Origin of the sequence: uncultured Ruminococcus sp. (genome assembly GCF_946415235.1) — a bacterium.
Classification (GTDB): Bacteria; Bacillota; Clostridia; order Oscillospirales; family Ruminococcaceae; genus Ruminococcus.
The window spans coordinates 21,664-34,035 of sequence record NZ_CAMKRR010000024.1; the positions used below are offsets into that span (position 1 = coordinate 21,664).

Annotated in this window: 10 protein-coding genes and 1 pseudogene; 5 read left to right on the plus strand and 6 right to left on the minus strand. The window is 48.8% G+C overall.

Going from position 1 to position 12,372, the window contains the following annotated elements; all coding sequences use genetic code 11:
• Nucleotides 1-377: 377 nt before the first annotated feature.
• The 6 genes and pseudogenes from Q0R37_RS06890 to Q0R37_RS06915 form a co-directional block, all read right to left on the minus strand.
• Nucleotides 378-2,828 carry a dockerin type I repeat-containing protein gene (locus Q0R37_RS06890; protein ID WP_294752758.1) on the minus strand — a complete coding sequence of 817 codons (2,451 nt, stop codon included), beginning with the start codon at nt 2,826-2,828 and terminating at the stop codon, nt 378-380.
• Between the two features lie 252 nt (nt 2,829-3,080).
• Nucleotides 3,081-3,575: a GNAT family protein gene (locus tag Q0R37_RS06895; protein WP_294752759.1), complete on the minus strand. Its 495-nt coding sequence runs from the start codon at nt 3,573-3,575 to the stop codon at nt 3,081-3,083.
• A gap of 9 nt (nt 3,576-3,584) precedes the next feature.
• Nucleotides 3,585-4,043, minus strand: coding sequence for a GNAT family N-acetyltransferase (locus tag Q0R37_RS06900; RefSeq protein ID WP_294752771.1), 459 nt, complete (start codon nt 4,041-4,043; stop codon nt 3,585-3,587).
• Nucleotides 4,044-4,079: 36 nt separating this feature from the next.
• Nucleotides 4,080-4,445, minus strand: a pseudogene (locus Q0R37_RS06905) (GNAT family N-acetyltransferase); the annotation flags it as partial.
• Nucleotides 4,446-4,484: 39 nt separating this feature from the next.
• Nucleotides 4,485-4,823 carry a cupin domain-containing protein gene (locus tag Q0R37_RS06910; RefSeq protein WP_294752760.1) on the minus strand — a complete coding sequence of 113 codons (339 nt, stop codon included), beginning with the start codon at nt 4,821-4,823 and terminating at the stop codon, nt 4,485-4,487.
• A 247-nt stretch (nt 4,824-5,070) separates the two neighbouring features.
• On the minus strand, nt 5,071-6,360 hold the full coding sequence (locus Q0R37_RS06915) for a galactokinase family protein (RefSeq protein ID WP_294752761.1): 1,290 nt from the start codon (nt 6,358-6,360) through the stop codon (nt 5,071-5,073).
• 330 nt (nt 6,361-6,690) lie between these two features.
• On the opposite strand from Q0R37_RS06915, the gene Q0R37_RS06920 reads away from it, so the two are divergent.
• From Q0R37_RS06920 to Q0R37_RS06940, 5 genes are all read left to right on the plus strand, one after another.
• Nucleotides 6,691-7,710 carry a glycoside hydrolase family 130 protein gene (locus Q0R37_RS06920; protein ID WP_294752763.1) on the plus strand — a complete coding sequence of 340 codons (1,020 nt, stop codon included), beginning with the start codon at nt 6,691-6,693 and terminating at the stop codon, nt 7,708-7,710.
• Nucleotides 7,711-8,020: 310 nt separating this feature from the next.
• Complete coding sequence (locus tag Q0R37_RS06925; RefSeq protein WP_294752764.1) at nt 8,021-9,094, plus strand: D-alanine--D-alanine ligase family protein; 1,074 nt, start codon at nt 8,021-8,023, stop codon at nt 9,092-9,094.
• Nucleotides 9,095-9,124: 30 nt separating this feature from the next.
• Nucleotides 9,125-9,547, plus strand: coding sequence for a DUF1934 domain-containing protein (locus Q0R37_RS06930; RefSeq protein ID WP_294752766.1), 423 nt, complete (start codon nt 9,125-9,127; stop codon nt 9,545-9,547).
• 23 nt (nt 9,548-9,570) lie between these two features.
• Nucleotides 9,571-11,340, plus strand: coding sequence for an arginine--tRNA ligase (argS, locus tag Q0R37_RS06935; protein ID WP_294752767.1), 1,770 nt, complete (start codon nt 9,571-9,573; stop codon nt 11,338-11,340).
• Between the two features lie 248 nt (nt 11,341-11,588).
• Nucleotides 11,589-12,372, plus strand: a 784-nt coding sequence (locus Q0R37_RS06940; protein WP_294752769.1) for a sugar diacid recognition domain-containing protein, incomplete at its 3' end; no start/stop codon positions are given.

The following is a 12,372-nucleotide window of genomic DNA, read 5'->3' on the forward strand; positions in this document are numbered from 1 at the left end:
AACTTTAAAAGGGCATGGTTTTTCTCTGTTTTTACGTCTGTTAATCTGATAAGATCAAAGATCGTTTCCATTGAAAAGCCCCCCTTTTATTTTTTCGTCGCTTATCGAAAACTTGTTGTTATTATAACACAGAACTTTCCAAATGTCATGTGATATAAATCAGAATTCACATAATCTTAACAATTATCGTTAAACAAAACAAGTATCAACAAATTTTTTGGTTTAGTTGTACAATATCTGCAACAGTATTTCTGCTAAAGTATACAAATTGTGATTTTTACCGTGAATATTACACTTCTGAATTTCCTGCCGCAATCCCTGTAAAAAAGAACAGTCATAAAGAAGAATTCCTCCTTTATGACTGTTTTTCTGTATGCTTATTCTACTCCGATAAAAAGCTCGTTCCTCGAAACCTTAAACGACTGGCTGTACTGTTTGCTTCCGCCGACGTACAGACCCACGCTGCCGAGAGTTCTGCTGCCGAGCTTCAGGCCGCAGATATTCTCCCAGCTGCTTATGTGCTTGAGTATATTTATCTGACCTCTCAGTTCGGTCAACGCCTTTCCCGATAAGCGGTAATCGTCCATTACGCTCCAGAACTCCTTGTATCTTACCTTTCCCTCGGGAGTTTCCTTTATCCTGTTCAGTATATATATCCTGTAGCAGTACCCCTCGATGTTTAAGATTTTCGCCGCAGTCATACCTGCAAAGCGATCATCATGTCCGCTGTCCTCAATTATGTAGAATTCATCGGGCGAATCCGCGAATGTACCGTGTATACCGAAGAGATATCCGTCCTCCGAGACTATTTCGCCCTCATAAGCATGATAAAGCGACTTTACCTCGTCAAGTTTGATACCGCCCTCGGGAGCAGTTCCGCATTCAAAGCAGGCTTCGTCAGCATCAGAGATTTTACAGTCAAAGCAGCCGTTCTCCCCCATATCGTATGTGAGCTCTCCCACGCCGTCCCTGACGAAGCTCTCGCAGTAACGGCCGTCTGTTTCAGCTTTTTCGCGCTTGTCGTCAGCGCTCTTTTCCTTTACAGAAAGCTCCTTGTCGATACCGAGCAATAATCTTTTCAGAAGCACCACATCGTTAATGAGAACATTTTCGTCGCCGTCTATATCGGCACGGCGCGGAAGCAACCTGATCCTGTCACTTGTAAAGAAAGCCTTGCGGTACTGTACGAGGTCAAAAGCATCAACAACACCGTCGCCGTTTATGTCGCCCCTTATCCTTGAAACGCCTTCGGGCTCTTTAACAGCGATATTGTCAGCGTAGTATTCGATCTCACTGTCTGTATACATGATAAGATTGCCTGTCAGAGCTCTCGGCATAGCGTAAGAGGGATTTGATAAAGTTGTCCACTCATGAGGCTTTACCGTCTTTTTGCAGACTACATTGCCTTCATATTTCGTTATTTTTTCATTCTCCTCATCGGATATCCCGAAGCCGCTGAACGGCATACTTATTTCCAGTGAGAACTCGGCTTCCTCGTCGCTGTTATTGTAAACGTCAACGCTGATATCGTATGAAACGTCCGACTCCGCATAATCCTCGTCGGCAGGATAAATAGGTCCGAAACCGAATGTCTGCTGCGTATTGCTCCAGTCGCCCCAAATACCTTTTTTAAACGGGTAGCCGACGTCACCGATATAAGCTAAGTATCTCTCTGAGGGTTCCCCCAGAAAATAATCATTGCTGCATTCTACCTTGACAGAGTTCTTATCGTTCCTGCCGAAATCCTCTGCTAAAGTGATATCCGTACCGTTTCCGATCGAGAAACCGCTTTCATCGAATCGTGTTCCGTCGTTAAAGTAATAATATCCTTCCTCATCGGGATAGAGCATACAAGGCATATCCTCAATGTTTCCTTCATAGTTTCCCCAGACATTGGCATTCCATGCGGGCATTCCCGCAAGCCCCGACAGCAGTCTGCCGTTTATCTGAATGTACCTGACATCCACAGCTCCGCTGCCGCCGCAGGTATCCATATAGAAACAGCAGCTCAGAACAGGCGGCACATTTAAAGCTCTGCCCCAGAGCGCCGCGATCTCACTCAGCATTACAGACGATCTCAGATCGGGCTCGGAGGATATTTCCTCAATATCTCTCACGTAAACCATATAGTGATCCGTACAGGTCTTATCCTTCTCAGCGCGTACCTTTCTGTATACCTGATAAACCTTTCCCGAACATTCAAGGGGCTCAAGCACTTCCATAGTCTTATCGGGCTCAAAGCTTCCGAAATGATCTATGATATACAAGTATTCGTCCCTGCTGCCGAGCTGACATCTTGCGCCGATATCGAGCTGATCTCCCGTGAAATTATCAAAAACCGCCCTGTAATCCACAGACAGGCTATTGAAAAAAGAAATATTTAAAGGCTTCTTGAAGCTCTTTCCCTTTTCAATGCTGAGAGCCTCAAGTCCCGACCAGCTTGCCCTGAAGCCGTCCTGTGTACCGCTGCTGAAAGTAAATTCACTGTTTTCGCCGCTCTTTTTGTCGATATTATACACCATACCGCCGCACTGTCCGCTGATATGGTCTGCCTTAAGCTCTTCCTCCGTCGGGTCAGGAGTTTCCGTAACGCAGAGGCTGACTTCGTCCTCCTTCATCTCATACTGGTCTCCCCACGGCAATGTGCTTCCGTTTGAAGGAGTACCCCAAGGCTGCCATTCGGTATCGGCATTGAAGCCGTCGGCAGCATTTCCCCAGCCGAAGCCTCCACCGTCCGCAGCCCCTGCGATCGCTGCGTCCGCAAAAGGAACGAGCATACATACTGCTGCTGTCAGAACGGCAGCATATTTTTTCCATGATGATTCCATTTATGTCCCTCCTCATAAAAAAAAGCAACACCGTAAAAGCAGGGCATTTTCGGGCAAAATTCAGCAGGCGTGCGCTTACGTGCTGCGAACGCCGCTCTGTTAAATAATCCGCCCAAAAATTACTTGCCCCCATTTGTCTTTACGGTATTGCCAGTAATCTTATATACATTATAAATAGTATTTCTCGAAAAAGCAAGTCAAATATTGCTCAATCCTACACATGATACTCAGTCAAAGCTGTAATGCCGCTTCTTAAACAACGCACTCCAGTTCTATGCATTTCCAGCTTTCACCAAGGACTTCAAATGCCTCATCATCACATCCCGTTTCGGTAAAGCCCACCGACTTGTAGCATCTGAGCGCTGCTGTATTCACATCAAAAACTCCGAGAGTGAGCTTCCTTGCATTCAGCACCTTTACTGCATATTCCTTTGCAAGCTCAAGCATTTTTCTGCCTCTCCCGCTGCCGCGGACAGCATTATCCACGATAACGAATCCGAACCTTACAGTCTCATGCTTTTCGTCGGTATAGCGCAGGATAAGATGTCCGACAATATCCTCCTCGACAGCAGTCATCGGAAAGAAAGCTCCCGTCTTTCCGCACTCGTCATACATAGCGGTCATATCCGCGGCGCTTATAGGGTACTTCTCATACCTGTCGGCACACCACAAACGGAACTCCCTTTCGCTGCCTGTCCACCTGACGATCTTTTCCGCGTCGCTGTCCGCAAATTCTCTCAGTATCATTTCTCCACCTCACAGCCACTGTATAAAAGCGGTCTTGTCGCTGCTGTTGTAGCCCGCGTTCCTGTAAAAGTCAAGAACGCCCTGTTCCTTCGAGCCTGTCAGGAGCATCATTTTATAGCAGTTCTCCTTTTTGGCTAGTTCCCTTGCATAGTCAAGGCAAGCCGTAGCAAGTCCCTTTCTGCGGTACGCGGCGGAAGTCACCACATTCTCGATAAAGGCATACGGACGCTGTCCACGTGTAAGATTCGGGATTATAACACACACACAGGTCGCGGCGATAACTCCGTCAGCTTCCGCAACTATGATATGATGATCCTTGTCCGAAAGTATCCGCTCCCATATGGACATGACCCGCTCGTCCTTTTCAGGGAAGGGATTGTCATGGAGCTCCATATACAGCCGCATTAGGCCATCAAAGTCCTCATTCGTTATCTCGCGCACAACCGCTTCTGTTTTAAGCTCCTTCATCATAAAAACATCAGCCCTTTCGTTATCGTTATACCGCTCAATACGCTGAAACCCCAATTTTTCGTAAAGTTTCAGCGCCTTTTTATAGGTCGAAACGGTATCGAGCACTATCCTCTCAAAACCGCTGTACTTTGCGAAGTCAACTGCCCTTTCCGCAAGTCTGCGGCCAAGTCCCATGCCGTGATACCTTTCGTACACATAAAGCCCTTTCAGCTCACAGTCCGTATCGCTGAGCCTTTTCACAGCGACAGTTCCGATAATAGCATCTTCATCGAACAGGCACCAGAACCCTGCAAACCTGTGCTCTATATCCGCAAATGCACAGTGCCTCCCCTCAGGCTCAAAGGGCTTGCCCGACTCGGGAAACACACTGCTCAGGAAAGCAAGCACCTTTTCACGCATATCCGCTGAGTATTCCCTTATATCATACACATTCCCACCTCATTTTATACGTTTGCCGCCGAAAGCGTGGATAGTTCTCGTGCCTGCCTTACAGCTTCCGCCCTGCAGAGCGCCCTTCGGGATAAAGAGCTCGTCCCCTGCGTGAAGCACGGCAGCTTCACCGTTTATCGTCACAGTGTACTCACCCTCCACGCAGATCATGTACTCGTCGTAATCATGGACGTGCTCCTTTGAAACTCTGTCCGCATTGCAGGTCCAGAACGCCATCTGGCTTCCGTCGGGAGCGGTATAGTAATATCCCTCGATATCGGGAGTATTCTGCTGCTCTGCGGGTATCTTGTTTTCAGTTCTTTTCATAAAATCAGGAAAACTATTCATAAAAACCTCCTATAAATCAAAATTTACGCATTGATTACGCCAGCCCAAAAGGAAGGGATTCCAAAGGGTTCACAACCCTTTGGTCAGGTCAAGGGCTGACAGCCCTTGCGGGGCTCGGGGCAGCGCCCCGTATCCGACAGGCGCTCCGCAAGGGTGAATTCCGAAAACAATCCAGTGAATTGTTTTCGGAAGAGGGACACCCTGCAAGTGAGGGCGTCCCTATAATGGGACGTCGAGACGCCATCCCCTACAGATATTTCAATTCATATCCGCCCACAGGTCTGACAGTGAGGACATAGCAGCTGCCTTCGCCGAAGATACGCTCCATTTCCGCAGCGTAATCCGAAGCAAGATAGCTCGGCACGAATGCCTGTATCGTACCTGCAAAGCCGCCCCCGTGAACGCGGACTGCTCCGCTGCCGCCAAGAAAACGCCTGCTGAGCATTATCGCAAGTGGGATGGGCTGATTTTTCGGGTCAGCGCATGGGTACAGATTTTGCAGCAGCTCTGCCGAAGAAGCTCCCGACTCGTTCACCAGCTCGAAGAACCACTCCGTATCGCCGTCGGAGAGGGCTTCCGCCTCATCGGCAGCCCTTTTGTTCTCGGCAAAAAAGTGAGCCGCTCTCAGGAGCTCCCTGTCATTGCATACCTTTCTCAGCTCGGGCAGCTTCCTGTAAAACTCGCCCTCATCGGCTTCACGCAGAAATTTGCACCCAAGCTCCTCCGCAACGTGCTTCATTTCCGAAGCCACGGCGCTGTACTCGTCCGAAAGGCCGGCATGGCTCCCCTTTGTATCGGTGATGCAGACAAGGTATCCGCAGCGCTCAAAATCAAAGTCAATGCGCCTTATAACGGAATTTTCGGGGTCTGCAAAGTCAACGGCAGCAAAACCGCCCAGAGCCGCCGCCATCTGATCCATAAGTCCGCTTGCCTTTCCGAAGTAAACATTCTCTGCAAACTGCCCTATCCGCGCAATATCCGCAGCCTCCGCACTGCCGCCGTTGAAGCCCTCGTTGATTATAGTTCCCACGAGCACTTCAAAAGCCGCCGAGGAAGAAAGACCGCTGCCGCTGAGAACGTCGGAGTTCATATAAGCGTCAAAGCCGCCGACAATCATGCCCTTCTCCTTGAAACCTGCCGCAATACCGCGGATAAGTGCCGCAGAAGTTCCCTTTTCCGTCTTTTTCGCCTTAAGGCTCCCGAGCTTTACCTCAACGGCGTCATAGCCCTCGGACTTTACGCGGATAACGTCCCGACCGCTAAAGCTTACCACAGCTATGATATCGAGGCTGACAGCCGCCGCAAGAACGCAGCCGTGCTGATGATCCGTATGATTTCCGCCTATCTCGGTTCGTCCAGAGGCAGTAAACACACGTATATCGCCGCTTTCGGGATACAGCCCCGAAAAGCTCTCGGCAGCGCTGAGATAGCGGGCTCTTGCCCGCAAGACCGCTTTTTCCGACGAGCCGTAAAGCATTCGGAACTGCTCGTCGTATTTCCCTGCGGAAATACCATTTATAAATTCGGACAGATTCATAGTTGTCCCTCCTTTAAGCTATTATTTAAGTACATATCTTCGCACAAGCCGACATATTGATATTTTCGGGAGCGCCTCTCCCCATCGGCAGCCGTATCAGTGGCTCGCAGCAGATGCGCCGCACTTTCTCAGCCGCGGAACTTCAATGTTATTATTACATTATACACCCGTTTGATAAAACTTTCAATAATATTATGTGAATTCTTCGGCAAATACGAGGTACAGTAAGAAACTCCACAATTTTAATTAAATTTTCACTTGACTTTTTAAGAAAGCCGTGTTATAATTTAAGTACAATATAAAGCAAAGCTTAATTAAAGGAGCTTACTTATGTCGGATATAAAAATAATCGGTGAAGTTCTTCCAAATATCCCATGGCAGGACAAGCCTGACGGCTGCACAGGTCCGATGTGGAGATATACTGAGAACCCTATAATCAACAGAAACCCTCTCCCCAACGTAGCAAGGATATTCAACAGCGCCGTTATGCCGTACAGCGGCGGTTTTATAGGAGTATTCCGCGGTGAGCAGCGCAACGGAGTGCCCCACATCTATCTCGGCAGAAGCAAGGACGCCCTTGACTGGCAGTTTGAGCCCGAAAGGATAGCGTTTACCGACAAAAACGGCGAACCCTTTATGCCCCCTTATGCTTACGACCCCCGACTTGTAAAGGTCGATGATACATATTATATAATGTGGTGTCAGGACGCCTTCGGTCCGACCATCGGCATTGCGAAAACCACGGATTTCCGCACGTTCACACGGATCGAAAATCCTTTCCTTCCCTATAACCGCAATGCCGTCCTCTTCCCGAGGAAAATAAACGGGAACTACGTCATGCTCTCCCGCCCCTGCGACGACGGCCATACAGCATTCGGAGATATATTCCTTTCCGAGAGCCCCGATATGGAGTTCTGGGGACGCCACCGCCATGTAATGGGACGCTCGGACAACTGGTGGGAAAACCTCAAGACAGGCGGCGGAGCTGCCCCTATCGAGACAGACAAGGGCTGGCTGATATTCTATCACGGCGTTGTGAATACCTGCAACGGATATGTATACAGTATCGGCGCAGCTGTGCTCGATACGGACGAGCCCTCAAAGGTACTCCACCGCTGTGAAAACTACGTGCTCACACCCGAGGAGTGGTATGAGGAGCGCGGATTTGTACCAAATGTATGCTTCCCCTGTGCGGCGCTCACAGACGCAGCCACAGGCAGGATAGCTTTATACTACGGCTGTGCCGACAGCTATGTCGGAGCTGCATTCACCACGGTGCAGGAGATATACGAATATATCCTTGCCCATGACAAGCTCCAGCCCGAGGACGATACTCTCGGAGTAAGATAATCACGACATCATCTTAATACTCATTTTCACCCCAAAAAGGACTGCGTAAGCGGTCCTTTTTGCATTTTGCTTCGTCATTTTTACTAAGGGGTATTCCGTCAAATTGATGAAGAAGCGGCATTTCTATTGTTATTATGCACAATTTTAACAGTTGAAAATTGTTCGCAGTACGCTATACTTGCGAAATTTACTGTTTTATTCTTCATTTTCACAAAAAATACTTGCAGTTTTTTGTGGAATATGATAAAATATAGTGATGCTTGAAAATGACAATAAAAAAATACATGATACTATATAAAAGGAGAAATATATGGCAAGGATAAAAGCTGCCGTTATTTTCGGCGGTACTGCTCGGGAACATGAGCTCTCACTGGCTTCCGCAGCAGAAGTGATCCGCTGCATTCCAAAGGATAAATACGAAGTTATATGCATAGGCATAACCCGTAAGGGCCGCTGGCTCTACTTCCCGGGAGACGTAGAGGATATAGCCGACGGCACATGGGAACAGGACACGGACTGCGCTTCCGCTTTCATATCCCCCGATCCGCTCTACAGGGGCATCATCACCATCGAAAACGGTGAAGCCACTATCAGACGAGTTGACGTGGTATTTCCGCTCCTCATGGGCAAGAAGGGCGGCGACGGAACGATACAGGGACTTCTCGACCTCTCGGGCATACCCTACGTAGGCAGCGGAGTTCTCGCTTCCGCTTCATGCATGGACAAATCCCATACCCATATGGTAATGGATGACTATAACATAAAGACTGCCGAATGGCAGCTCATCACACAGCGCGAGATAAACGAACTTGACGCAAGATGCCGTGCCATCGCCGATGAAATGGGCTTCCCCCTCATCGTAAAGCCCGCAAACAGCGGCAGCAACGCAGGCACGAGCCTTGCCGAGAACTACGATGAGCTTCTCGCTTCCGTAAAGCTTGCTTTCTCAAGTGACAATAAGGTAGTCGTTGAAAAATACATAAAGGCGCGCAAACTGGAGGCTGCGGTACTCGGCTGCGATATGCCCGTATGTTCACCTGTGGGAGAGATAATCTCACCGCAGATAATATTCGATCCCGTCAATTTCAATGTCAGCACAGGGGACGATCTCAGGGTACCTGCCGATATCTCAAAGGAGACCGAGAAAAAGGTGCAGGAGACAGCAATTGCCGCCTTCAAAGCGCTCGGCTGCAAGGGACTTGCAAGACTTGACTTCTTCCTCACGGAGGACGGAGAGCTCTTCCTCAACAAGATCGGCACCATGCCCGGGCTCAGAAGGAACAGCGTGTTCTGCAAGCTCATGGCAGAGCTTGACTACTCCCACGAGGAGCTCATAGTGGAGCTTCTTGAACAGGCTGTTGACAACGCAGACAGAAATTACTGATATATATAAATATATAATAAGGAGACTGCTTTGAAAAAAAATGTTTTGATCTCTCTTACGAGTATTCAATGGCAGGACAACGAAAAAAGCGAGACAGAGCTTCTGACACAGGCCAAATTCACCCGTGAGAACGGCTGGGATATAATATCCTACGAGGACACCTCGGCTACGGGCTTTGAAGGCTCGGTCACCACGATAAAGGTTGACGACAGCAAAAACGCTTCCATCACCAGAGAGGGCACGGCAAATTCCGTACTTTCCCTTGAAATAGGCCGCAAGCACTTCTGCCAGTACGGTACTCCCTACGGGAACCTGCAAATAGGCGTGTATACTCACGCTATCGAGAACACTCTCGCAGAAAACGGCAGGCTTTACCTGAAATATACTCTTGATCTCAATTCCTCGTATCTTTCGGATAACGAGATAATAATGACAGTACAGGCTCAGAACTGAGCCGTAAAGAAAGGATAGATACAATGTCAGACCTTATCAATTCCGCATCTCTCCGACTGCGTGAGATAATCATGGACGCTCTCGGAGTTCTTGTGGCTGAGGAAGCGATACCCGCCGTTCCTCTGCCCAACTTCAACATCGAGATACCTGCGGACAAATCCCACGGCGATTTTGCTGCAAACACAGCTATGGTCTGTGCAAAGGCGCTGAAAATGCCGCCGAGAAAGATCGCGGAGCTCTTATGCGAAAAGCTCTTCCTTGAGGGCACTATATTTGAAAGAGCCGAGGTGGCAGGTCCCGGATTTCTCAACTTCTTCCTCAGCAGGAAGTGGTTCTCGGACGTAGTACAGAATGTACTTGACGAGGGTGAGAACTACGGAAAGACAGAGCTGGGCAAGGGCAAGAAGGTCCTCGTCGAATTCGTTTCCGCAAACCCCACAGGCCCCATGCACATAGGCAACGCAAGAGGCGGAGCTATCGGAGACTGTCTCGCAAGTGTGCTCAACTGGGCAGGCTATCACGCAGAGCGCGAGTTCTACGTAAACGACGCAGGAAACCAGATCGAGAAGTTCGGTAAATCGCTGGAGCTCAGGTATTTGCAGCTCTGCTCCGATAAGGGACAGGAGCTCATAGCAAAGTACGGCAGCGATACCGAGCAGCTCTGCTCCGAGATATACTCACAGAGCGGAGAGGGCGAGACATTTGAGATGCCCGAGGACGTTTACCTCGGAACTGACATCATCGAACACGCCAAGAACTTCTACGATATCAACGGAAAGGCTCAGGAAAATACCTCCGAGACCGAGCGCAGAAAGGCACTCGTTGATTATGCCCTTCCTATAAATATAGCAGGTCTGGAACGTGACCTGAAAAAGTACCGCATCGTGTACGACAACTGGTTCAGGGAGAGCACGATACACGCCAAGAACGAGACAAAGCTGGTAGTAGACAAGCTCATGGAAGCAGGAAAGGCTTACGAGCAGGACGGCGCTATATGGTTCAGGGCTACGGAATACGGTCTTGACAAGGACTTCGTATTAAAGAGAAGCAACGGACTTTACACGTATATCGTCCCCGATATCGCCTACCACTACGACAAGCTCGTCACCCGTAACTTTGACAAGGCGATAAACGTGCTCGGCGCAGACCACCACGGCTATGTACCGCGACTTAAAGCCGCACTCAACGCTCTCGGCGTTGACGAAAGCAAGCTTGATGTAGTTCTCATGCAGATGGTAATGCTGGTACGCAACGGCGAAGTGGTAAAGCTCTCAAAGCGAAGCGGCAAGGCGATAACCCTTGTAACTCTCCTCGACGAGATACCAATAGACGCCGCCCGTTTCTTCTTCAATCTGCGCGAAGCCAATTCACAGTTTGAATTCGACCTCGACCTTGCTATCGAGAAGTCGTCCCAGAACCCCGTTTATTATGTTCAGTACGCCCACGCAAGAATTTGCAGCCTCCTGAGGAACCTCCGTGAGGAAGGCGTTGAGATACCACAGTCCGCCGACCTTGATCTCCTTGATAATCCCCGTGAGATCGAGCTTATCCGCCACCTCGCCTCTCTCCCCCGTGAGATAGACATGGCAGCAAAGAGCTATGATCCTTCCAAGATCACCAAGTACTCGGTAGACTTAGCAACTCTGTTCCACCGCTTCTATGACGCCTGCAGCGTCAAGAACGCAGAGACAAAGGAGCTTATGGATGCGCGTATCCTCCTCTGTGTGGCAGTCCGCCAGACACTGAGGAACGCACTGGAGATACTGAATATCGACCGCCCCGAGAAAATGTAAAAATTACATTTCGAGACATAAAAATTACAATTTGGTTACAAAGGATTTACTTGCTTTGGTAAATCCTAACAAAATCAAACATATTTATTAGTCAAGTTTGTGAGCCTTCGGACGAGAGTTAACAATTTGTTAACAAATTGCAGCCAAAAATGTGTTACAATTTGTAATATGTTGAGGAGACGCACTCCTTTCCATACTCCTGAAGGTCCGCTCAAAATAAGATCTTATTAAGAGAAAGGATGTCTATCATGTCCAACAGATTATTTCAGGGTTTAGTTCATCAGATGCGTGATTCCATCGACGCTACCATCGGCGTTGTTGACGAGACCGCAACTATCATCGCGTGCAGCGACCTGTCACGTGTAGGCACGACAAATGAGTTCGTTTCACTCGATCTCAGCGATTCACACGATATCTTCATCCGTGACGGCTTCACCTACAAGCCCTTCGGCTCAAGAGTAAAGCCCGACTATGCGGTATTCGTAGAGGGCGTTGACGACGCTGCTGCAAAGTATGCAAGCATCCTCGCTATCGCACTTTCAAACATCAAGCAGTACTATGACGAAAAGTACGACAGAAACAACTTCATAAAGAATGTCATTCTCGACAATGTTCTCCCCGGTGATATAGTTATCAAGGCAAGAGAGCTCCACTTCAATGCAGAGATAAGCAGAGCCGTATTCCTTATCAGGATCATCTCCGCAAACGACATTTCCGCTTATGATGTTATACAGAACCTCTTCCCTGACAAGAACAAGGACTTCGTCTTCAATATCACAGAGACCGATATCGTTCTCGTCAAGGAGCTCAAGAGCACAGTAGATTCAAAGGATCTCGAAAAGCTCGCACGTTCTATCGCTGATACTCTCAGCAGCGAGTTCTACACAAGAGTAAATGTTGGTATAGGTACGGCAGTAGTAGGCGTAAAGGATCTTGCCCGCTCATTCAAGGAAGCTCAGATGGCTCTCGAAGTCGGCAAGGTATTCGATACAGACAAGGTCATCGTAAGCTACGACAACCTCGGTATCGCAC

Bases quoted from the DNA above. Each gene is read 5' to 3' on its own strand.
- Q0R37_RS06900 (WP_294752771.1), bottom strand. From the start codon at position 4,043: ATGAAGGAGCTTAAAACAGAAGCGGTTGTGCGCGAGATAACGAATGAG.
- Q0R37_RS06915 (WP_294752761.1), bottom strand. From the start codon at position 6,360: ATGAATCTGTCCGAATTTATAAATGGTATTTCCGCAGGGAAATACGAC.
- Q0R37_RS06895 (WP_294752759.1), bottom strand. From the start codon at position 3,575: ATGATACTGAGAGAATTTGCGGACAGCGACGCGGAAAAGATCGTCAGG.
- Q0R37_RS06890 (WP_294752758.1), bottom strand. From the start codon at position 2,828: ATGGAATCATCATGGAAAAAATATGCTGCCGTTCTGACAGCAGCAGTA.
- Q0R37_RS06925 (WP_294752764.1), top strand. From the start codon at position 8,021: ATGGCAAGGATAAAAGCTGCCGTTATTTTCGGCGGTACTGCTCGGGAA.
- Q0R37_RS06920 (WP_294752763.1), top strand. From the start codon at position 6,691: ATGTCGGATATAAAAATAATCGGTGAAGTTCTTCCAAATATCCCATGG.
- Q0R37_RS06910 (WP_294752760.1), bottom strand. From the start codon at position 4,823: ATGAATAGTTTTCCTGATTTTATGAAAAGAACTGAAAACAAGATACCC.
- argS (WP_294752767.1), top strand. From the start codon at position 9,571: ATGTCAGACCTTATCAATTCCGCATCTCTCCGACTGCGTGAGATAATC.